A 19,780-nucleotide genomic window follows, 5' to 3' on the forward strand; every position below is an offset into this window, starting at 1 on the left:
CCCGGCGGCGGCCGTCGCCTCAGGCGCCCCGGGCGTCGAGGGCGGCGGCCGCCGCGTTCACGGGCTGCGGGGTGCCCGTCAGGTCCAGCAGGAACAGCGGGACGCGCAGCCGGTCGGCGCCGGCCCGGGCCTCGTCGGCGTACCCGGCGAGCGAGAAGTACACACAGTCCGCGGACTCGGTCATCGCCGTCAGCCACAGACACTCCACGTCCCGCAGCGCGGCCGGGCGCACGCTCGGGTCGACCTGGGCCAGCAGTCCGGGTGCGGCGAGGCCGATCCCCGAGGTGGGCCGTTGATCGGCCCGCCGGACCTCGCCGTGGCCCAGCCAGCGCAGATAGAGGGCGGCCGCGGTGACCGCGTCGAGCGCGGTCCTGATGGCGACGGACCGGAAGACGGCCCGGTGCGGCGCAGGCGGCTCCGGAGCCGGTTCCCTCACGCCGGGTTCCGCGCGCCGGGTCCCGCCGGTCACCGGCAGCCGCAGCGCCGTGCCGCACGGGCAGCCCAGTTCCGGGTGCGGCCACTGGCCGTCGCGGCCGCAGGAGCCGCAGTGCAGGGTGACCCAGTCCTCGTCCCAGGCGCGGTGCACGACGGCCGTCGGAGCCGCCCCCGGATCGAGCGCGGGGGCGACGGGGGCACCGCACGCGCACAGATAGGACGGCACGGTGTAGAGGCGCTCGCGCCGGCAGGCCGGGCAGCGCACCGGCACGCTCTCGGACATGGCCCCATCGTCCTCCTCGGGCCCTCTCCTGTCCGTGTCTTGACCACCTTCGGGCACGGCTTTACATTGCTTCCGGATAGCAGAAAACAGTTTCCACATAATGGAAGTGCGGGGCCCCTCGTGGCGGGCGCGACGGGAGGGCGGCCCCCCAGTCGAAGAGGAGCACGCGATGGCTCGTATGACCGCTGCCCGCGCGGCAGTCGAGATCCTCCGGCGTGAGGGCGTCACCGCCGCGTTCGGTGTCCCCGGCGCGGCGATCAACCCGTTCTACGCCGCGCTCAAGGCCTGCGGCGGCATCGACCACACCCTCGCCCGCCATGTCGAGGGCGCCTCGCACATGGCCGAGGGCTACACCCGCACCCACCCCGGCACCATCGGTGTCTGCGTCGGCACCTCCGGACCGGCCGGCACCGACATGATCACCGGGCTCTACTCGGCGATCGGCGACTCGATCCCGATCCTGTGCATCACGGGCCAGGCCCCGACCGCCGTGATCCACAAGGAGGACTTCCAGGCCGTCGACATCGCCTCGATCGCCCGGCCGGTGACCAAGTGGGCGGTCACCGTCCTGGAGGCCGCCCAGGTCCCCGGGGTGTTCCAGCAGGCCTTCCACCTGATGCGCTCCGGCCGGCCCGGTCCGGTCCTGATCGACCTGCCGGTCGACGTCCAGCTCACCGAGATCGAGTTCGACCCGGACACCTACGCACCGCTGCCGGTCCACCGGCCCGCCGCGACCCGCGCCCAGATCGACAAGGCGCTCGGCATGCTCAACGCCGCCCGGCGCCCGCTGATCGTCGCGGGCGGCGGGGTCGTCGGCGCCGACGCCTGCGCGCTCCTCGTGGAGTTCGCCGAGCTGACCGGTACCCCGGTCGTGCCGACCCTGATGGGCTGGGGCGCGATCCCCGACGGCCATGAGCTGAACGCCGGCATGGTGGGCCTGCAGACCTCGCACCGCTACGGCAACGCGACCTTCCTCGAGTCCGACTTCGTCCTCGGCATCGGCAACCGCTGGGCCAACCGCCACACCGGCCGCCTCGACGTCTACACCCGGGGCCGCACCTTCGTCCACGTCGACATCGACCCCACCCAGATCGGCCGGATCTTCGCCCCCGACTACGGCATCCCCTCCGACGCCGGGGCCGCCCTCGCCCTGTTCGTCGAGGCGGCGAAGGAGCTGAAGGCCGCGGGCGCCCTGCCCGACCGGTCCGCCTGGGCGGCGGCCGCGCAGCACCGGCGGGCCACCCTCCAGCGCCGTACGCACTTCGACGACGTGCCGATCAAACCCCAGCGGGTCTACGAGGAGATGAACAAGGCCTTCGGCCCCGAGACCCGGTACGTCACCACCATCGGCCTCTCCCAGATCGCCGGAGCCCAGCTGCTGCACGTCCACCGGCCGCGCCACTGGATCAACTGCGGCCAGGCGGGCCCGCTCGGCTGGACGATCCCGGCGGCGCTCGGCGTCGCCAAGGCCGACCCGGACGCCCAGGTCGTCGCCCTCTCCGGCGACTACGACTTCCAGTTCATGATCGAGGAGCTGGCCGTCGGCGCCCAGCACCGGATCCCGTACGTCCACGTCCTGGTGAACAACGCCTACCTGGGCCTGATCCGCCAGGCGCAGCGGGCCTTCGACATCGACTTCCAGGTCAGCCTGGAGTTTGAGAACCTCAACTCCCCCGAGCTGGGCGTCTACGGCGTCGACCATGTGAAGGTCGCCGAGGGCCTCGGCTGCAAGGCGATCCGGGTGACGGACCCGGACGACCTCGGGTCGGCCTTCGAGCGGGCCCGCAAGCTCGCCGCCGAGTTCCGGGTGCCGGTCGTCGTGGAGGCGATCCTGGAGCGGGTCACGAACATCGCGATGAGCGTCACCAACGACATCGGCGAGGTCGTGGAGTTCGAGGAAGTCGCCACCGAACCGGGCCACGCCCCGACCTCGATCAGACCGCTCGAGGTCTGACCCCGGCCGTCAGCCCGCCCCGCAGCTGTAACCGCCCCCGCCGAAGTGCTCCGTCCCGCCCGTGCCGCCGCCCCGGGACGTGCCCCGGGGGCGGTCCCGGTCCTTCACCTCGACGCGGGCCGTCAGTCCTGTGCGCAGGGCGAAGCGCGCGGCCACGACCTTGAGGGCGGGCTCGCCGTGGAGGGCGACCGCGAGGAGGGCGTCGGCGTCCGACAGGCCCTGCCGGCTCGTCGGGAGGGGATGTGCGGCGAGCAGGTCGTCGAGGGCGCGCCGGGCGGCGCGGGTGCGGCGCGGCGGAAGGGTGCGCAGGAACCCTGCGGCCTTGAGCCCGGCCCGCACCCGCCCGAGCCCCCGCCGGACGTCCGCCGCCCGCAGCAGGTCCCGTGGACCGGCGGGCTCGAGGAGCGCCCCGTGCACGGCCTCGGCGAGCAGGGGCAGGTCCTGCCCGGCACCCTCGGTGGACGTCTCCGAGGTCCGCAGGGTGCCGGGCCGGCCCGCTTCCACGACGCCCCGCAGATGCAGGTCGACGACGGCCACGGTGACGGCGGCGCGGGCTCCCGCCCGCAGCAGCGCGACCTCGTGCGCGCGGAGCTGGTACACCGTGTCGCCGTCACCCATGGCTCACCCCCCGTCACGGAGGCCCGCCACCCCCGTGCCGGCGGGCCTCGTGTGACCACGATGTGCCCGCACCCGGGCCCGGTTGAAGCCTTCTGACCGAGGTTCAGAGGTTGATTTGAGGTTGGCGTACCCGCCCTACGTCGGTTGCTGTCCGTGGTGCTCCGACAGCCCGGGCCAGTCGTCGGGCCCACCGCCCTGCCACTCGATGAAGTCGCTCTCCTCGAGATCGGTCACATACAGATCGGCCAGCCGCAGGATCTCGCTGACGTCGTCCGCGTGCGTGGCGATCCCCAGCGTCTCGTCGCCCTCGGTCACCCGCCGGGAACCGTCGAGGGCCGGCGGATGCACCACGACATGCGGATGCTCCGTTGGATGTGCCATGCCTTCAGCGTCCTGCCGGCGGGGCGGATCCGCACGCGGAAAGGGATCCGGGCGGTGCCGTCGCCCGGGCGCGACATGACAGATGTCGGCGACGGCACCGCCCGGAGCTCTCGGGGGGAGGGGTGTCAGACCCGGGCGCCGGAGAGGCGTTCCACGGCCCGCAGCAGTGCCGAGTGGTCCAGGCCGCCGTCGCCCTGGGCCCGCAGCGACGCCACGAGCTGGGCCACCACGGCACCGGCCGGCAGGGCCGCGCCGACGGCACGGGCCGCGTCGGTCACGATGCCCATGTCCTTGTGGTGCAGGTCGATCCGGAAGCCCGGCCGGAAGTCGCGCCGCAGGAAGTTGTCCTTCTTGCGGGTCAGGACCGTCGAGCCGGCCAGACCGCTGTTCAGCACGTCCAGCGCGGCCCCCAGCTCCACGCCCGACTTCTCCAGGAACACCACGGCCTCGGCGCACGCCTGGAGGTTCACGGCCACGATCAGCTGGTTGGCGGCCTTCACGGTCTGCCCGCAGCCGTGCGGCCCGCACCGCACCACGGTCCTGCCGAGCACCTCGAAGAGCGGCAGCGCGGCGTCGAAGTCGGCCTGCTCGCCGCCGACCATGATGGACAGCACCGCCTCGACCGCCCCCGCCTCGCCGCCGGACACGGGTGCGTCCAGGACCCGGATCCCCTTCTCCCGCGCCGCCCGCGCCAGCTCGACGGAGGTCTGCGGGGTGATCGAGGACATGTCGACGAGCAGGGCGCCGGGGCGGGCGTGCGCCAGGATGCCGTCCGGGCCGTACGCGACGGCCTCGACCTGCGGGGAGGCCGGCACCATCGTGACGATCACCTCGGCGTCCCGCACGGCCTCGGCGACCGAGGCGGCGGCCGTGCCTCCGGCGGCGGCCAGCCGGTCCAGCTTGTCCCGCTCCAGCGTGAACCCGGTGACGTCGTAACCCGCCTTGAGCAGGTTCTCGGACATGGGGGAGCCCATGATGCCGAGACCTATCCAGGCGACCTTGGGCAGGGGTGCGGTGCTCATGGAGGGATGCCTCTCGTACGGGGGTCAGCGGGCGGCGCGGGCCTCGCGGGGGAGCCAGTCGAAGGCCTCGGCGCTCGGGCGGTCGCCCGGCTTGTACTCCAGGCCGGTCCAGCCGTCGTAGCCGGCCTTCGCCAGCCGGTCGAGGAGGTATGCGAGCGGCAGCGTGCCGGTGCCGGGCGCGCCGCGGCCGGGGGAGTCGGCGATCTGGACGTGGCCGGTCCGCGCCGCGTGGGTCTCGATCACCCGGGGCAGGTCCTCGCCGTTCATCGCCAGGTGGTACAGGTCCATCAGGAACATCGCGTTGCCGAGGCCCGTCGCCTCGTTCACCCGGTCCGCGACCTCGACCGCGGCCTGGGCGCTCACCAGCGGACAGTGCGGCGACTCGAGCCGGTTCAGGGCCTCGACCAGCAGGGTCGCGCCGATCCGGTCGGCGGCCCGGGCGGCGAGGGCGAGGTTCTCCAGCGCGAGCGCGTCCTGCTCCGCCGGGTCCACGCCGGCGACGCGGTTGCCGTAGAGCGCGTTGAGCGCCGTACAGCCCAGGGAGCCGGCGAAGTCGGCGGCCGGCTCGATGTTGGCGCGGAAGCGCTCCGACTCCTCGCCGGGCAGGGAGAGGGCGCCGCGGTCCGGGCCCGGGAGCCGTCCGGCGTAGAAGTTCAGGCCGGTCAGCCGGACGCCCGCGTCCTCGATCGCGCCCTTGAGGGCGTCGAGTTCCGGCCGGGCGGGGGCGGGGGAGTCGACCCAGGGCCACCACAGCTCGACCGCGGTGAAGCCGGCCGCGGCGGCGGCCGCGGGGCGCTCCAGGAGCGGGAGTTCCGTGAAGAGGATCGACAGGTTGACGTCGAAGCGCCGGTCTTCGAGTCCCATGGGATGCCGCGCCCCCTTCTTCTGGTCTCTTCTGTCTATTCCGTATGGTGGAAGTGATTTTCTGCTTACTGGAAGACTGGCGGGCGGGTTGTGGCTTGTCAAGGGCGTGCGCCGCGCCGGTCCGTTAAGGTCGGGGTCCTGGTGAGGCCGGTCGGAGAAGGTGTGGGGGCGCGATGCGACTGAAAGTGGAGTTCACCACCGAGCCCTTCGATCTCGACGAGGCGCCCGCGCACGCGCTGGTCGCCCGCGAGGTGATCGAGGCCGCCGATCTGGACGCCGTCGACGTCGGGCCGTTCGGCAACACCGCGGAGGGCGGCGCCGAGACCGTGATCGCCGCCGTCGACGCCCTGCTGCGCCGCTCGCTCGGCGCGGGCGCCACCCGGATCACCCTCCAGGTCAACGTCGTCGACACGGCCGCCGAGGAGGAGGGCGCGTGACCGGCACCGGCGACGAGCCCTTCATCGCGGCCGTGAAGCCGCTGGTCGACGCGATGGGCGGCGAGATGCTCCCGCCCGACGAGGCCGGCCCCGACGACGTGGTCCTCGCCTGGGAGGGTGCCGACGTCGTCGCCGTGCGGCTGCCCCAGCTCGCCGACTCCCTCGACCACATCCTGGCCGCCCTGGAGCGCAGGAAGGGCAAGCCCCTCGCCGACCTGGACCGCAAGGCCAAGCAGGAGGTCGTCCGGACGCTCGAGGCGCGCGGCGCCTTCTCCGTGCGGCACGGCGTGGAGACCGTGGCGAGCGCCCTCGGGGTGAGCCGCTTCACCGTCTACAACTACCTCAACCGGGAAAAAGGGGTCTGAAGCGCGGGATGCGCCACGGCCCGCTCGGAGGGGGCATCCCGTAACCCGGAATTTTCAACAAAGTGTTGACGCGGGTCCGTGGGGAGGCGTTAGCTGACCCCGTGACTTCGACTTCGACGCCCCCGGGCCTGGCCCGGTTCAACGACCTGGAGGAGCATGCGGCGGCCGCCGCCCTCCACGAGGCGTGCGCGTCCGCCGCCTGGGGGCGGCGCCTGATCGCCGGCCGCCCCTACCCCGACGTCGACGCCCTGTACGCCGCGAGCGACGCCGCCATGGCGGAGCTGACCGAGGCCGACCTGGCGGAGGCGATGGCCGGGCATCCGCCGATCGGACGCCCCGCACCGGGGGACCCGGTCTCCGCCCGTGAGCAGCGCGGCATGGCCGGGGCGTCCGCGGACCTCAAGGCCGAGATGCTCGCGCTCAACCTGGCCTACCAGGAGAAGTTCGGGCATGTGTTCCTGATCTGCGCCACCGGCCGCACCGGCGCCGAGATGCGCGACGCCGCCCGGGAGCGCCTCGGCAACACGCCGGAGCGGGAACGCGAGACCGTCCGCACCGAACTCGGCAGGATCAACCGTGTCCGTCTGGCCCGACTCGCCGAAGAGGACTGACGCAGGATGAGCACCGGTACCACCGCCTCCGTGTCCACCCACATCCTGGACACCAGCGTCGGCCGCCCCGCCCGGGGCGTCGCCGTCCGGCTCTCCGTCCGGACGGGCCAGGAACACGAGTGGCAGGCGCTCGGCGGCTCCGCGACCGACGCGGACGGCCGGTGCAAGGACCTCCCGGCGCTGCCGGAAGGGGTCACCCGGGTACGGCTCGACTTCCTGGTGGAGCCGTACCTCACCCAGAAGCAAGCCGAGGCGCAGCAGGACGCCCCCGCGCACCGGGACAGCGGTGCCGTGTTCTTCCCCGAGGTCGTCGTCACCTTCGCGGTGGAGCCCGGCGAGCACTACCACGTACCGCTGCTGCTCAACCCGTTCGGCTACTCCGTATACCGAGGGAGCTAGCTAGATGCCCATCCTGGGACCGAACCAGTACGGCAAGGCCGAGAACCGCGTCGTCAGGATCACGCGGGACGGCGCCACCCACCACATCAGGGACCTGAACGTGTCGGTGTCGCTCTCCGGCGACATGGACGAGGTCCACTACTCGGGCTCCAACGCCAACGTCCTGCCGACCGACACCACCAAGAACACGGTGTACGCGTTCGCCAAGGAACACGGCATCGACTCCCCCGAGCAGTTCGGCATCCACCTCGCCCGGCACTTCGTCGGCTCGCAGGAGCCGATCCACCGCGCCCGCATCCGCATCGAGGAGTACGCCTGGGAGCGCATCGAGCACTCCGGCGAGGGCGCCCACTCCTTCGTCCGCAGGGGGCAGGAGACCCGGCTCACCCAGGTCACCCACGACGGCTCGTCCTGGGAGGTCGTCTCCGGCCTCAAGGACCTGACCGTGATGAACTCGACCGACTCCGAGTTCTGGGGCTACGTCAAGGACACGTACACGACCCTCCCCGAGGCCCACGACCGGATCCTCGCCACCGACGTCTCGGCCCGCTGGCGCTTCGGCTGGAGCGACGACGCCGAGGACGCGCCGGACTGGGAGGAGTCGTACGCTCAGGTGAAGGGGCATCTGCTGCGGTCCTTCGCCGAGACGTACTCGCTTTCGCTCCAGCAGACCCTCTACGCGATGGGCGCGCGGATCATCGACCACCGCGACGAGATCGACGAGGTCCGCTTCTCCCTCCCGAACAAGCACCACTTCCTGGTGGACCTGGCGCCGTTCGGCCTGAAGAACGACAACGAGGTGTACTTCGCCGCCGACCGCCCCTACGGCCTGATCGAGGCCACCGTGCTCAGGGACGGCCACGAGGCGAAGATCCCGGCTGACCTCACCAACCTCTGAAGGACGGACCATGGCAGCAGCCCTCCAGCGCGTCGTCATCGAGAACTGCTCGATCGCCACCGTCGACGCCGACGACACCGAGTACCCGGCCGGACACCTCGTCCTGGCCGGCAACCGCATCGAGGCGGTCGGCGCGGGCCCGGCCCCCGAGGGCCTGGAGAACGTCGTACGCCGGATCGACGCCACCGGCCATCTGGCCACCCCCGGCCTGGTCAACACCCATCACCACTTCTACCAGTGGATCACCCGGGGCCTGGCCACCGACCACAACCTCTTCGACTGGCTGGTCGCTCTGTACCCGACCTGGGCGCGCATCGACGAGCCGATGGTCCGGGCGGCGGCCCAGGGGTCGCTGGCGACGCTGGCCCGGGGCGGGGTCACCACCGCCATGGACCACCACTACGTCTTCCCCCGCGGCTCCGGCGACCTGTCCAGCGCGATCATCGGCGCCGCCCGGGACATGGGCGTCCGCTTCACCCTGGCCCGCGGCTCGATGGACCGCAGCGAGAAGGACGGCGGACTGCCCCCGGACTTCGCCGTCGAGACCCTCGAGGGGGCCCTCGCCGCCACCGAGGAGACCGTCGCCGAGCACCACGACGCCTCCTTCGACGCGATGACCCAGGTCGCCGTCGCCCCCTGCTCGCCCTTCTCCGTCTCCACCGAACTCCTGCGGCAGGGAGCCGAGCTGGGCCGCCGGCTCGGGGTCCGGCTGCACACCCACGGCTCGGAGACGGTCGAGGAGGAGAAGTTCTGCCACGAACTGTTCGGTCTGGGCCCGACCGACTACTTCGAGTCCACCGGCTGGCTCGGCGAGGACGTGTGGATGGCGCACTGCGTCCACATGAACGACTCCGACATCGACGCCTTCGCCCGGACGCGGACGGGCGTCGCCCACTGCCCGTCGTCCAACGCCCGGCTGGCCGCCGGTATCGCCCGCGTCCCCGACATGCTCGCCGCCGGTGTCCCGGTCGGCCTCGGCGTGGACGGCACGGCGTCCAACGAGTCCGGCGAGCTCCACACCGAACTGCGCAACGCCCTGCTCGTCAACCGCCTCGGCGCCCACCGCGAGGCCGCCCTGAGCGCCCGTCAGGCCCTGCGGCTCGGAACCCACGGCGGCGCCCAGGTGCTGGGCCGGGCCCGCGAGATCGGCTCCCTGGAGCCGGGCAAGCTCGCCGACCTGGTGCTGTGGCGGATGGACACCCTCGCCCACGCCTCCATCGCCGACCCGGTCGCCGCGCTGGTCCTCGGCGCCGCCGCCCCGGTCACCGCCTCCTTCGTGAACGGCCGTCAGATCGTGGAGAACGGCCGGCTGCTCACCGCCGACGAGGACGCGATCGCCCGCGCGACCCGCGAGGAGGCCCGGCGGCTGGCGCGGATCGCCGCGCGGGACTGACCGGACCGCCTCGAACTCCGGCCGAGGGGGACGGCCCTCGGCCGGTCACCTCAGTCGATCTCGTAACTGTCGCCGTACACCTTCCACTTGAGCGGCGGCTCCAGATCCAGGTTCCCCTGGTTCAGGAACACCCGCTGGGCCGTCTCCACCCGGCTCACGTCACTGTGCGCCGGCTCCTGTTTCATCGCCCACACCCGGGCGTCCAGGAAGGCGTGCAGATACGTCGTCTCGTCGCCGCCGTCCGCCGGGGTGTCCGCGTGGGCGCGGGCCCGCTTGCGAATGCCGCCGAAGCTCAGGGTGTCGGTGCCCGGGCCGTGCATCACCAGGGCGTCGTAGTAGGCGAACTGGCCGAGCGTGCCCACACCGTCCTTCCTGCCCCGCGCGACCGCCGGGTCGAAGTAGACGCGGTCCCGCTCGTCGCGCTGGGCCTTGCGGAACCCGGCCGTCTTCGCCGCCGTGCGCCAGGCGGCCGGGAATCCCGGGTCGAGCCCCTCGTGCGAGTCGCTGCCGTTCACGGTGCGCAGCGCGGGCAGATACCCGGCCAGCGCGTTGCCCGGGTGCCGCTCGGTGTACAGCTCGACGAGGGCGAGCATGTCGCTCGTACCGGAGCAGAAGCCGATGATCCCGCCGGTGTAGCCACGGCCGTCGCCGATGTCCTCGAGGTACTTGTACTGCGCCTTCCAGTCCAGTGACGAGTTCTCCGCGCTGGACACCAGCCGCATCGCGATGTCCTTCTTCTCCGGATCGGCCAGTCCGGTCGCGGTGGCGGCCTCGGCCGAGGGCCACTGCGTGGCGAGCACCCCGGCGCCGAGGGCGGCGAGCAGAGTGCGGCGGGTGGCTCGTGCGTGCGGGAAGGGCAACGTCATCTCCCAAGTCGGGCGTTGTCAAAGGCGGTTGAGCCTGCCGCGGGATCTTGGGAATGTCGTGGGACACAGATGGGACGGCGCTGTGAGTGGGGCACGGCCGGATGGCCGGTTCCAGGGCGGCCGGGCACCGATCCTGGCACGTCCCTCACACCCGGCGTGGGGAAGCCAGCAGATAGCGCGCCCTGGTGCGGGGATCGGTGTGCTCGCCGACCTGCCAGCCCGCCCTCTCCAGGGTCGCCGCGCAGGCGCTCAGCGTCGCGTCGTCCGGTCCGCGCACGGCCACGGCCTCCGGCTGGGGGGTCGCCCGGACCCGGTACCCCTCGCCGTCCGGCCCGGCCGGGCGGTGCCCGCCGGCCTCCAGGGCGAGGGCGGCGGCTCGCACCAGGTGCGCGCGCTCCCAGCCGCAGGGACGGTCCACCGATCCGTCCGGATGCGTCATCCGGCGCAGCTCCAGCAGGCCCTGCCAGGCACTGTGCACCTCCCGCGCCCGGGCCGGGCCGTCCGCGCCGGGGTCCTCCTCGCCGCCGACCCGCGCGGCGAACACACCGGCGCCGGTCTCCTGCCCCGGGGACGCGGGCGCCGGCTCGGCCCCCGCCGTCTCCGGCGCCGTCTGCGCCCGGGGCTCCGTCTCCCGTATCCGGTGGCCCGCCGGGGTCAGGAAGTGGTCGTGCGGCGGCCGCGGGTGGCGGAAGGCGAGCCCTCGCCGCACCAGGGCCGCCAGCTGTGCCTCCGTACCCCTGAGCCGGCCCGTGACGGGTTCGGCGGCGTCGATCACCCGCCGTTGCGCGGCGGTCGGCGGTCGGGTCACGGCCTGCTCCCCCCTGTCGGCCCCGCCCTGCGCAGGGCCCACTCGAAGGCTACGGCCCGGGTCTGACATTCCAGGCGGCGACCACCGGCCGCCCGTGCTCCGTGCCCAGCCGGCCCAGGGTGCCGGTGGTGAGCCGGAAGAGCGCCCCGGCCGACGGGGCGAGTCCGAGGTAGCGGGCGGTCAGCACCCGCAGGAAGTGCCCGTGCGCCACCAGCGCCACCTCCCCGTCGGCAGCGGCCGCCCGCACCCGCGCGAGCACCCGGTCGGCCCGCTCGCCGACCTCCCCGGGCGTCTCCCCGGGATGCTCCGGCGGGCCCGGCGCCACCCCGTCGTCGAACAGGAACCAGTCGGGCCGCCCCCGCTGGATCTCGGCGGTCGTGACGCCCTCGTACCCGCCGTAGTCCCACTCCCGCAGATCGGGGTCGACCCGGGCGCCGTACAGCCCGGCCAGTTCCGCCGTCTCCCGGGCCCGCTCCAGCGGGCTCACGTACGCGGCGCCGATCCGCAGCGATCCGATGAGCGTCGTCAGCCGCCGTGCCTCGTCCCGCCCGTGCTCGGTCAGCGGAACGTCCGTCCAGCCCGTGTGCCGCCCGGACCGCGACCACTCGGTCTCACCGTGCCGGACGAGGAGGAGATCGGCCACGTTTGTCAGGGTACGACGGTGATCGACGGCGCACGACACGAGGACGGCCCGGTGCCGTCCCACTCGTGCGGGTGAAGTCTCCGCCGTCCGGTCCGCACCGCCGTCGCGGCGTCCTACGTTCGGAGCCGACACCGGGAGCACGAGCGGACGCGGGAGGCCAGGTGGCGGGGTGGGGACAGCGCACGGGCAGGACGGACTACGCGCCGAACAGCGCCACGGACCGGGTGGTGAGGCTGTGTACGCAGCTCGTGACCGAGTTTCATCCGCTGCGTACGCCCATGCCCCTGCTCGCCCTGCACGCGGTCGCGGAGCAGGGCGCCGGGACGGCCGCGGACGACAACGTCCGCAAGGGGGTGGGGTTCCTGCGGGAGCTGCACCTGCGGCGCGGGCTGCGGTGCCGGGTGGTCGAGGCGGAGCGGGAGGGGGACGACTTCCAACGGGGTCTGGCGGTCCTGACGGACCTGGCGGGCAAGCCGTGGGAGAGCCGCCACCGGCCGCACTCCGAGACGTACGCCTTCCCGCGGTCCGGGCTGTTGGAGGCCGTCGAGCAGGCCGTGGCCGCCGAGGACGAGCACGGGGTGCTGCCCCGGCTGGAGCGCATGCGGTGGCGGCCCGGCCCGACGGGTGACCCCGACGGCTGGGCGCAGCAGGCGCTGCGGGCGGCCATGAGCCCGGCCAACCTCGTCGGCGCGGCCGTCGTCGCGACGCTCGGGGGTGTCGCGGCCGTGCACGGAGAGCTCGTGGCCGGCCTGCTGGCCGGACTGCTGCTGGTGCTTCTGGGCAGTGCCTGGTCGCGCCACCACGAGGGGCTGCTCCCCTGGCACGGTCCGGCCGGCCGCTGGCTGTCGACCACCACCTTCGTGGCCGTCGAGAGCGACTTCGCCCCGGTCTGGTCGTTCTGGCGGCCCCGTCTGTCCCGTGCCACGCGGGCGGCCCGGGCGCAGGAGGTGGCCCGGACCTTCCGGCTGGCGTGCGACGGGCCCGGGGGCCCCGAGCGGGAGCGGGCCCGCCAGTTCTACCTCGAACTGCGCACCCTGGCCCTCCTGGACGACCTCCGGCACAACTTCCGGCCCCGGCCGGTGCTGCGGGTCCGCCGGCACGCGACCCCACCGGTGGTGTTCGTGCCGCGGGCCTGCCCCGCGAACGGCGGGATCACCCTGCTCCGCGTCATCAGTGACGTGCGCAGCCGCCGCAGCGAGCTGGACCCCCTGCTCGTCATCGCGGGCCTGACCCGGGCGGACGAGGCCGAACTGCACGTCCGCAGGGTGGTGCCGCCGGCGTTCACCGACGCGGAGGCCGACCCGGACCCCTCCGCCCTGTACTGGGCGTGGGTCCGCGACCATCTCAGGGTCGGCCAGTCGCCGAGCGTCGCCGCCAGTCTGCCCTGGGTGCTGTCGATCCGCCTGCCCGCCTCCCTGCTCGGCTCGACGGGGACGCAGGCGCACGACGCGTCGCCGATCGGTCCGCCCCGCTGGGTGCGCGGCGCTCCGCGGCTGCTCGCCGCGCTGGTCGTGACGGGCATGCTGACCGGCGCCGGGGTGCTCGCGGGCGCGCAGCCGGAGAACTGCGACGACCGTCGGCTGCACGCCTTCGACCGGGCCACCGAGGTCGTCGGCGGCGAGTGCGTGGGCCTCTCGGACGGCACGGTGGTGTTCGGCCCGGACGGCGGGGTGCGGCTGGACGGCAGGACCTCCGACCGCCCCGGTGACGGCAAGGGGGCCGCCGGGACCGGCCTGCCCCAGCTGATGAGACGTGTCGCGGCCGAGAACGAGGACGCCCGGTCCGGGCCGCACGTGGTGGTGTTCTACGTGGGAGAGCTGACCACCGGCGGCAGGAAGCAGGCGGCGACGGCGCTCAACGGGCTCCGGGAACTCGCCGGTGTCCACGCCAAACAGAAGGCCGTCAACGCCAGGGACGGCGCGGGCGAGGCCGGGCGTCCCAAGGTCGTCGTCGAGGTGGCCAACGGCGGCCGTCTGATGGAGCGGCAGGACAAGGCGGTCACCCGCGTCATCGACTACGCGCACGCCCACCCGGACGAGGTGCTGGGGGTGGTGGGGTTCAGCCGGGACGACGAGGACACGGAGGGCTCGGTGCGGCGGCTTCGGGACGCCGGGCTGAACGTCCTGGCCCCCCAGAACTCCGACGACGGACTCGCGGCCGGGTACGCGAACTACTTCGGTCTCGCCGCCACGAACCGGGAGGAGGCCCGCGCCTTCCAGGACGCCGTCGACACGGGACGGGTGGCCGTGGAGCCCGGCGAGGTCCTGATCCTCACGCCGGACGGCACCGGGGACAAGTACAGCACCCAGCAGGCGGACGACGCGGAGCAGGCTCTCGACGCGACCGGGAAGCTCACCGCCCGGAGGATGACGTACGACACTCTGGCCGAGGTGGGCGAGGAGTTGTGCCGGCCGGGGCTGACCGCCCTCTACTTCACGGGCCGGGCCGAGAAGCTGACCGAACTGGCCGACGCGGTGTCGAGTTCGCGGTGCGCGCCCGAGAAGCTGACGATCATGACCGGGGACGACTCGACCAAGACGCTGGCCACGGCGGGCCAGGAGCGGCTCATCGGCGACGTGACGCTCTACTACGCCTCGCTCGCGGCTCCCGAACACACCCTCTCCGACTCCCCGTTGCCCACGCACATCGCGGACGTCCTGGACGTGGAGACGCCGGACGACGACGATCCGCTGTTCGAGGACGGCACGATGGCGCTCGCGTACGACGCCATGACCGTCCTCTACGACGCGGCCCAGAAGGCTTTCTGGCGGCCGGAGTTCGTCAACGGGGAGCTGCTGAAGACGAAGGGTAAGGGCGCCGGGGGGCCGATCGATCTGAGCCCGGGGCGACGCCCCAGGCCGTGCGGGCACACCGTGGCCCTCTTCAAGGTGTACAAGGAGGCCGGATCGGCCGGGTCCGGGCAGAAGACCGAGGAGGCCTACTACGCCGGGCCCGATGCCGCCGCCGACGGCTGCCCGGCCTCCTGACGGGGCCTACTGCCGATAACCGCTCAGGAACCGCCCGATCCTGCCGATCGCCGTCTCCAGGTCCTCCGCGTGCGGGAGCGTCAGGATGCGGAAGTGGTCCGGAGTGGGCCAGTTGAAACCGGTGCCCTGGACCACCTGGATCTTCTCCTGGAGCAGCAGGTCCAGGACGAACTTCTCGTCGTCGTGGATCGGGTGGACCTTGGGGTCGATGCGCGGGAACGCGTACAGCGCGCCCTTCGGCTTCACGCAGGACACGCCCGGGATCTCGTTGAGCTTCTCCCAGGCCACGTCGCGCTGTTCATGCAGCCGGCCGCCCGGCGTGGTGAGGTCCCGGATGGACTGCCGGCCGCCGAGCGCGGCCTGGATGGCGTACTGGGCGGGCGCGTTGGCGCACAGCCGCATGGAGGCCAGCATGGTCAGGCCCTCCAGGTAGTCGCGCGCGTGCTGCTTGGGGCCCGTGACCACCAGCCAGCCCGAGCGGAAGCCCGCCACCCGGTAGGTCTTCGACAGCCCGCAGAAGGTCAGCACGACCAGGTCCGGGGCGAGCGCGGCGGCGGAGTGGTGCACGGCGTCGTCGTACAGGATCTGGTCGTAGATCTCGTCGGCGAAGACCATCAGGCCGTGCCGGCGGGCGAGGTCGAGGATGCCCTCGACGATCTCCTTGGGGTAGACCGCGCCGGTGGGGTTGTTGGGGTTGATGATGACCACGGCCTTGGTGCGGTCCGTGATCTTCGACGCCATGTCGTCCAGGTCGGGGTACCAGTCGGCCTGTTCGTCGCAGAGGTAGTGGACCGCCTTGCCGCCCGCGAGGGTGGTCACCGCCGTCCAGAGGGGGAAGTCGGGGGCGGGGATGAGGATCTCGTCGCCGTCCTCGACCAGCGCCTGGACGGCCATCGAGATCAGCTCGGAGATGCCGTTGCCGAGGAAGACGTCGTCGACGCCGACCTCCAGGCCCAGCGTCTGGTAGCGCTGGGCGACGGCCCGGCGGGCGGAGAGGACACCGCGCGAGTCGGTGTAGCCGTGGGCCTTCGGCAGCATCCGGATCATGTCCTGGAGGATCTCCTCCGGCGCCTCGAAACCGAACAGCGCGGGGTTGCCGGTGTTCAGGCGGAGCACGCTGTGGCCCGCCTCCTCCAGCGCGTTGGCGTGCTCGACCACCGGGCCGCGGATCTCGTAGCAGACCTCGCTGAGCTTGTTCGACTGCCGGAACTCCATGCGCGCTCGCCCCTCCGGTTTCGTGTGTTGCTTGGTTTTACCAAGTTCCAGCTTGGAAAGTCCAACGACATGTCTAGACTGCGTCGCATGTCACCTCGTCGAAGCTACGACCAGTACTGTTCCGCCGCCCGGGCGCTCGACGCCGTCGGGGACCGCTGGACCCTGCTGATCGTCCGGGAGCTGCTCGCGGGCCCGCGCCGGTACACGGACCTGCACGCCGATCTGCCGGGCGTCAGCACGGACGTGCTCGCCGGACGACTGAGGGACATGGAGCGCGACGGCCTCGCCACCCGCCGCCGGCTGCCCCCGCCGGGCGCCGCCTATGTCTACGAACTCACCTCACGTGGACGGGAGTTGCTGCCGGTGCTCCAGGCGCTGGGCCGCTGGGGCGAGGGGGAGCTCGGCGAGCGCCGCCCCACCGACGCCGTCCGCGCGCACTGGTTCGCCCTGCCCCTGCTGCGGGCGCTGGACGGTGAGGGGCTCCTCGAAGTCCACCTGGACGAAGGGGACTTCCATCTCTACGTCGGCGCCGAGGACGGCCCGGTCCACGGCGCCGGCCCGGCCCCCCGGGAGCCCGACGCCCGCCTGGCGCTGGACGCCGCCACCTGCGCGGCCGTGGCCCGGGGGGAGGTGGCACTGCTCGACGCGGTGCGCGCCGGACGAATCACCGTCAGCGGGGAGGGCACCCTCGCCAAGACACTCCGCGAGGCATGACCCGCCCCCGCCCCGAAGACCGCCCCGAGGCCGGGTCCGAGGCCGGATCCTAGGCCGGGTTCGAGGCCGGGCCTGAGGCTGGATCGGAGGTTGCCCGCTGGGCCGGAGGGGAGGCTGGGCCCGAGGCTGCCCGTTAGGCCGGGCCCGAGGCCGGGCCTGAGGCTGGATCGGAGGTTGCCCTATAGGCCCGGTCTGAGGCTCCCCCCCCAGGCTGGGCCCCGGGCGATTCGAGGCCGGGCCCCGGCCGGATCGGAGGCTGCCCCGAGGCCGGGCCTGAGGCTGGTTCGGAGGTTGCCCGCTGGGCCGGATCGGAGGCTGGGCCCGAGGCCGGATCCGAGGCCGGGCCTGAGGCTGGTTCGGAGATTGCCCGCTAGGCCGGATCGGAGGCTGCCCCCGAGGCCGGGCCGGAGGCTGGATCCGAGGTTGCCCTCCAGGCCCGGTCGAGGCTGCCCCCGAGGCTGGGCCTCTGGCGGATTCGAGGCCGGGCCCCCGGCCGGATCGGAGGCTGCCCCGAGGCGGGCCTGAGGGTGGGGCCGAGGTTGCCCGCTAGGCCGGATCCGAGGCTGCCCCCGAGGCCGGGCCTGAGGCTGGGTTCGAGGTTGCCCGATGGGCCGGGTCGGCGGCCGGTACTGTGGCTGCCCCCTAGGCCGGGCCCGAGGCCGGATGCGAGGCTGCCTCCGAGGTCGGGGCCGCGGGGGTCCCCGTGGGGCGGTGTGGCGAAGGCCCATCACCGTGCGGTGATGGGCCTTGCTCGGGTGTCGGGGACGCTCAGGCGGCCGGGGGTGGTGGTACGTGTCGCGGGCGGCCCGAGCCGCGGGTCAGTGTGTAGCCGCCGATGCCGGCCAGCGCGGCCAGGATCGCGCCGATCGCGGTCCACACCCAGCGGTCGGACCACCAGCCCGAGGCCCAGCCGTCGTCCGGCTCGATGCTCGACAGCACGGCCGTCGCCGAGGAATCCTCCTCCTCCGCCTCGGACTTGACGGCGATGCCCGGGACGAGCGGCTTCGCCAGCGAGCCGTCCACGGCCGCCGCGCCGCCGATGTCCTTGGAGTCGACGCGCAGTTCGGCGCTCACCGGCTGGCCCAGGTCGGCCGCCTTCAGAGCGACGGCCGTCAGCCGGACGTAGTACGTGCCCGGCAGCGGGTCGTTCGCCCACGGCTCCGACCAGGCGCGGACCGTGCGCAGCACACACGCCAGCTCCACGGTGGCCGCGTCCTGGGCGGCGGTGCGCGTCTGGGCGCCGTACTGGCAGGCCTGACGGCGCCGCAGACCGTCGTACACATCGATCTGCCAGCTCTGGGCGAGGTGCGAATCCGGCAGCTTCACCGTCGCCTTCACGGTGGGCCGCTGGCCCGAGTCCGCCGGGAACGACCAGTACAGGTAGTCACCCGTGGAGGCGCTCGCGGTGGCCGTCTGCCCCTGCTCGACCTCCACCGCCGTACGGAACGCGGTGCCCGCCGAGGTCGGCGCGGCACTGTCCCCGGAGGGGCTCGCCGAGGGCGAGGAGTCCGCGGCGGCCGGTCCGGCCGCCAGGCCCAGCGCCAGCAGCGCGCCGCCCAGCACGCGTGTGATCCGCATCGGTTGGATCCGCATCAGTTGGTCCTCCAGACCGCGACACGCCAGCGCGACAGCCAGCCCCAGATCAGACCCGCGAGGAAGCCGGTCAGTACCAGCAGGCCGAGCAGCCACCAGCCCCGCCCGAGCCCGAACGACGCCACGTCGCTCGCCTGTGACGGCGCGTCGACCACGTCCACGGTCAGCTCCACCGGCATACCGGGCGTGGTCTTCACCCCGGCGCCCGCCGAGAAGGAGTTCGTCACCTGCAGGCACACCGTCTCGGCCGCCGCGTCCTCGTCGTCGCTCTCCGCCTTCGGGTAGCGCAGACCGGTTGAGACCACGTCGGTACGGCCGTTGCCCGCCGCCTCACCGCGGACGATCTCCCGGCCGTGCACCGTGACGGCCCGCAGCAGCACCCCGTAGTCCGGGTTCATCGCCCGGTCGGAGGCCACGCTCACCGAGGCCCGCAGCTCCTGGCCCGGCTCGACGTCCACCTTGTACCAGCGCTCCTGGCCGAACTCCTCGCGGTCGGTGTACAGACCCGACTTCAGGGTCGGCGCGGCCGAGCAGGAGTCCTTGCCCTCGGTGGCGACCGGCGTCACCACCGGGTCGGCCGCTCGGTCCACCAACTGGTTGACCTTGTCGGTGAGTTCCTCGGTGTGCTCGACCGAGGTGTAGGTGCCGCCGGTGGCCTCGGCGATACAGCTCAGCTGCTGGCGCATCTTCGTGTTGGGCACCAGACCCAGGGTGTCGATGGTCAGACCGATCCCCTTGGCCGCGATCTCGCGGGCCACCTCGCACGGGTCGAGCGGGGCACAGGTGTCCTCGCCGTCGCTGATCAGCACGATCCGCTTGGAGCCGGTGCCGCCCTCGAGGTCGTCGGCCGCCTTCAGCAGCGCGGGGCCGATCGGCGTCCAGCCGGTGGGGGACAGGGTCGCCACCGCCGCCTTGGCCTCGGTGCGGTCCACCTGGCCGACCGGGTAGAGCTGTGCGGTGTCCTTGCAGCCCGTCTTCTGGTCGTCGCCCGGGTAGTTGGCGCCGAGGGTGCGGATGCCGAGGAGGACGGTCTCCGGGGTCGCGTCCAGCACCTCGTTGAACGCCTGCTTGGCCGCGGCCATGCGCGTCCCGCCGTCGATGTCCTTCGTCCGCATCGAGCCGCTGACGTCGAGGACCAGGTCGACCTTGGGCGCGAGGGCGGTGGTCTCGTCGGCCACCGCCCCGGCCGGGAACGCGAGCCCGGCCGTGAGCGCGGCGAGCAGGGCGCACACGCCCGCCGCCAGCCGTTGTGTTCTGATCATCGGCGGATCTTATTGATCAGGGGTGTCCCGCC

Annotated in this window: 20 protein-coding genes; 9 read left to right on the forward strand and 11 right to left on the reverse strand. The window is 73.1% G+C overall.

Going from position 1 to position 19,780, the window contains the following annotated elements:
• Positions 1-19 precede the first annotated feature (19 nt).
• Positions 20-718, reverse strand: coding sequence for a hypothetical protein (locus ACYQ8Q_RS35680; protein ID WP_460070779.1), 699 nt, complete (start codon positions 716-718; stop codon positions 20-22).
• A 169-nt stretch (positions 719-887) separates the two neighbouring features.
• On the opposite strand from ACYQ8Q_RS35680, the gene gcl reads away from it, so the two are divergent.
• Positions 888-2,672 (forward strand): glyoxylate carboligase, encoded by a 1,785-nt coding sequence (gene gcl / locus ACYQ8Q_RS35685; protein WP_460070780.1) that lies wholly within the window; start codon positions 888-890, stop codon positions 2,670-2,672.
• A 9-nt stretch (positions 2,673-2,681) separates the two neighbouring features.
• Here gcl and ACYQ8Q_RS35690 read toward each other — a convergent pair whose 3' ends face one another.
• The 4 genes from ACYQ8Q_RS35690 to ACYQ8Q_RS35705 form a co-directional block, all read right to left on the reverse strand.
• A complete protein-coding gene (locus tag ACYQ8Q_RS35690; protein WP_460070781.1) occupies positions 2,682-3,290 on the reverse strand; it encodes a TIGR04222 domain-containing membrane protein in 609 nt (202 codons plus the stop codon).
• 135 nt (positions 3,291-3,425) lie between these two features.
• Complete coding sequence (locus ACYQ8Q_RS35695; RefSeq protein ID WP_460070782.1) at positions 3,426-3,671, reverse strand: hypothetical protein; 246 nt, start codon at positions 3,669-3,671, stop codon at positions 3,426-3,428.
• Between the two features lie 125 nt (positions 3,672-3,796).
• Positions 3,797-4,693, reverse strand: a complete 897-nt coding sequence (locus ACYQ8Q_RS35700; protein WP_460070783.1) for a 2-hydroxy-3-oxopropionate reductase — start codon at positions 4,691-4,693, stop codon at positions 3,797-3,799.
• A 24-nt stretch (positions 4,694-4,717) separates the two neighbouring features.
• Entirely contained in the window at positions 4,718-5,557 is an 840-nt protein-coding gene (locus ACYQ8Q_RS35705; protein ID WP_460070784.1) for a TIM barrel protein, read from the reverse strand.
• A 173-nt stretch (positions 5,558-5,730) separates the two neighbouring features.
• Here ACYQ8Q_RS35705 and ACYQ8Q_RS35710 point away from each other — a divergent pair, with 173 nt between their 5' ends.
• From ACYQ8Q_RS35710 to ACYQ8Q_RS35735, 6 genes are all read left to right on the forward strand, one after another.
• Positions 5,731-5,994 (forward strand): hypothetical protein, encoded by a 264-nt coding sequence (locus ACYQ8Q_RS35710; protein ID WP_460073778.1) that lies wholly within the window; start codon positions 5,731-5,733, stop codon positions 5,992-5,994.
• On the forward strand, positions 5,991-6,359 hold the full coding sequence (locus ACYQ8Q_RS35715) for a helix-turn-helix domain-containing protein (RefSeq protein ID WP_460070785.1): 369 nt from the start codon (positions 5,991-5,993) through the stop codon (positions 6,357-6,359). Before ACYQ8Q_RS35710 ends, ACYQ8Q_RS35715 begins: the two co-directional genes overlap by 4 nt.
• A 101-nt stretch (positions 6,360-6,460) precedes the next feature.
• Entirely contained in the window at positions 6,461-6,970 is a 510-nt protein-coding gene (gene uraD / locus ACYQ8Q_RS35720) for a 2-oxo-4-hydroxy-4-carboxy-5-ureidoimidazoline decarboxylase (protein ID WP_460070787.1), read from the forward strand.
• 6 nt (positions 6,971-6,976) lie between these two features.
• Positions 6,977-7,369: a hydroxyisourate hydrolase gene (gene uraH, locus ACYQ8Q_RS35725; RefSeq protein WP_460070788.1), complete on the forward strand. Its 393-nt coding sequence runs from the start codon at positions 6,977-6,979 to the stop codon at positions 7,367-7,369.
• Between the two features lie 4 nt (positions 7,370-7,373).
• Positions 7,374-8,267 carry a factor-independent urate hydroxylase gene (pucL, locus tag ACYQ8Q_RS35730; protein ID WP_460070789.1) on the forward strand — a complete coding sequence of 298 codons (894 nt, stop codon included), beginning with the start codon at positions 7,374-7,376 and terminating at the stop codon, positions 8,265-8,267.
• A gap of 10 nt (positions 8,268-8,277) precedes the next feature.
• Entirely contained in the window at positions 8,278-9,660 is a 1,383-nt protein-coding gene (locus ACYQ8Q_RS35735) for an 8-oxoguanine deaminase (protein ID WP_460070790.1), read from the forward strand.
• Positions 9,661-9,710: 50 nt separating this feature from the next.
• Here ACYQ8Q_RS35735 and ACYQ8Q_RS35740 read toward each other — a convergent pair whose 3' ends face one another.
• The 3 genes from ACYQ8Q_RS35740 to ACYQ8Q_RS35750 form a co-directional block, all read right to left on the reverse strand.
• A complete protein-coding gene (locus ACYQ8Q_RS35740) occupies positions 9,711-10,526 on the reverse strand; it encodes a chitosanase (RefSeq protein ID WP_460070791.1) in 816 nt (271 codons plus the stop codon).
• 145 nt (positions 10,527-10,671) lie between these two features.
• Positions 10,672-11,334, reverse strand: a complete 663-nt coding sequence (locus ACYQ8Q_RS35745; protein WP_460070792.1) for a hypothetical protein — start codon at positions 11,332-11,334, stop codon at positions 10,672-10,674.
• Positions 11,335-11,383: 49 nt separating this feature from the next.
• The gene (locus tag ACYQ8Q_RS35750) at positions 11,384-11,977 is read right to left on the reverse strand and encodes a histidine phosphatase family protein (protein ID WP_460070793.1); all 594 of its coding nucleotides are present in this window, start codon (positions 11,975-11,977) and stop codon (positions 11,384-11,386) included.
• 248 nt (positions 11,978-12,225) lie between these two features.
• Here ACYQ8Q_RS35750 and ACYQ8Q_RS35755 point away from each other — a divergent pair, with 248 nt between their 5' ends.
• A complete protein-coding gene (locus ACYQ8Q_RS35755; protein WP_460070794.1) occupies positions 12,226-14,964 on the forward strand; it encodes a hypothetical protein in 2,739 nt (912 codons plus the stop codon).
• A gap of 6 nt (positions 14,965-14,970) precedes the next feature.
• Here ACYQ8Q_RS35755 and ACYQ8Q_RS35760 read toward each other — a convergent pair whose 3' ends face one another.
• A complete protein-coding gene (locus tag ACYQ8Q_RS35760) occupies positions 14,971-16,179 on the reverse strand; it encodes a pyridoxal phosphate-dependent aminotransferase (protein ID WP_460070795.1) in 1,209 nt (402 codons plus the stop codon).
• 87 nt (positions 16,180-16,266) lie between these two features.
• Between ACYQ8Q_RS35760 and ACYQ8Q_RS35765 the strand changes: the two genes are divergently transcribed.
• The gene (locus ACYQ8Q_RS35765) at positions 16,267-16,893 is read left to right on the forward strand and encodes a winged helix-turn-helix transcriptional regulator (RefSeq protein ID WP_460070796.1); all 627 of its coding nucleotides are present in this window, start codon (positions 16,267-16,269) and stop codon (positions 16,891-16,893) included.
• Between the two features lie 768 nt (positions 16,894-17,661).
• Here the strand turns inward: ACYQ8Q_RS35765 and ACYQ8Q_RS35770 are convergent.
• Positions 17,662-18,471: a hypothetical protein gene (locus ACYQ8Q_RS35770; protein ID WP_460070797.1), complete on the reverse strand. Its 810-nt coding sequence runs from the start codon at positions 18,469-18,471 to the stop codon at positions 17,662-17,664.
• A gap of 14 nt (positions 18,472-18,485) precedes the next feature.
• Positions 18,486-19,748 (reverse strand): VWA domain-containing protein, encoded by a 1,263-nt coding sequence (locus ACYQ8Q_RS35775; protein ID WP_460070798.1) that lies wholly within the window; start codon positions 19,746-19,748, stop codon positions 18,486-18,488.
• Positions 19,749-19,780: the final 32 nt, after the last annotated feature.

It is taken from the genome of Streptomyces sp. YKOK-I1 (genome assembly GCF_054660435.1).

Bases quoted from the DNA above. Each gene is read 5' to 3' on its own strand.
- ACYQ8Q_RS35680 (WP_460070779.1), bottom strand. From the start codon at position 718: ATGTCCGAGAGCGTGCCGGTGCGCTGCCCGGCCTGCCGGCGCGAGCGC.
- gcl (WP_460070780.1), top strand. From the start codon at position 888: ATGGCTCGTATGACCGCTGCCCGCGCGGCAGTCGAGATCCTCCGGCGT.
- ACYQ8Q_RS35690 (WP_460070781.1), bottom strand. From the start codon at position 3,290: ATGGGTGACGGCGACACGGTGTACCAGCTCCGCGCGCACGAGGTCGCG.
- ACYQ8Q_RS35695 (WP_460070782.1), bottom strand. From the start codon at position 3,671: ATGGCACATCCAACGGAGCATCCGCATGTCGTGGTGCATCCGCCGGCC.
- ACYQ8Q_RS35700 (WP_460070783.1), bottom strand. From the start codon at position 4,693: ATGAGCACCGCACCCCTGCCCAAGGTCGCCTGGATAGGTCTCGGCATC.
- ACYQ8Q_RS35705 (WP_460070784.1), bottom strand. From the start codon at position 5,557: ATGGGACTCGAAGACCGGCGCTTCGACGTCAACCTGTCGATCCTCTTC.
- ACYQ8Q_RS35710 (WP_460073778.1), top strand. From the start codon at position 5,731: ATGCGACTGAAAGTGGAGTTCACCACCGAGCCCTTCGATCTCGACGAG.
- uraH (WP_460070788.1), top strand. From the start codon at position 6,977: ATGAGCACCGGTACCACCGCCTCCGTGTCCACCCACATCCTGGACACC.
- pucL (WP_460070789.1), top strand. From the start codon at position 7,374: ATGCCCATCCTGGGACCGAACCAGTACGGCAAGGCCGAGAACCGCGTC.
- ACYQ8Q_RS35735 (WP_460070790.1), top strand. From the start codon at position 8,278: ATGGCAGCAGCCCTCCAGCGCGTCGTCATCGAGAACTGCTCGATCGCC.
- ACYQ8Q_RS35740 (WP_460070791.1), bottom strand. From the start codon at position 10,526: ATGACGTTGCCCTTCCCGCACGCACGAGCCACCCGCCGCACTCTGCTC.
- ACYQ8Q_RS35760 (WP_460070795.1), bottom strand. From the start codon at position 16,179: ATGGAGTTCCGGCAGTCGAACAAGCTCAGCGAGGTCTGCTACGAGATC.
- ACYQ8Q_RS35765 (WP_460070796.1), top strand. From the start codon at position 16,267: ATGTCACCTCGTCGAAGCTACGACCAGTACTGTTCCGCCGCCCGGGCG.
- ACYQ8Q_RS35770 (WP_460070797.1), bottom strand. From the start codon at position 18,471: ATGCGGATCACACGCGTGCTGGGCGGCGCGCTGCTGGCGCTGGGCCTG.
- ACYQ8Q_RS35775 (WP_460070798.1), bottom strand. From the start codon at position 19,748: ATGATCAGAACACAACGGCTGGCGGCGGGCGTGTGCGCCCTGCTCGCC.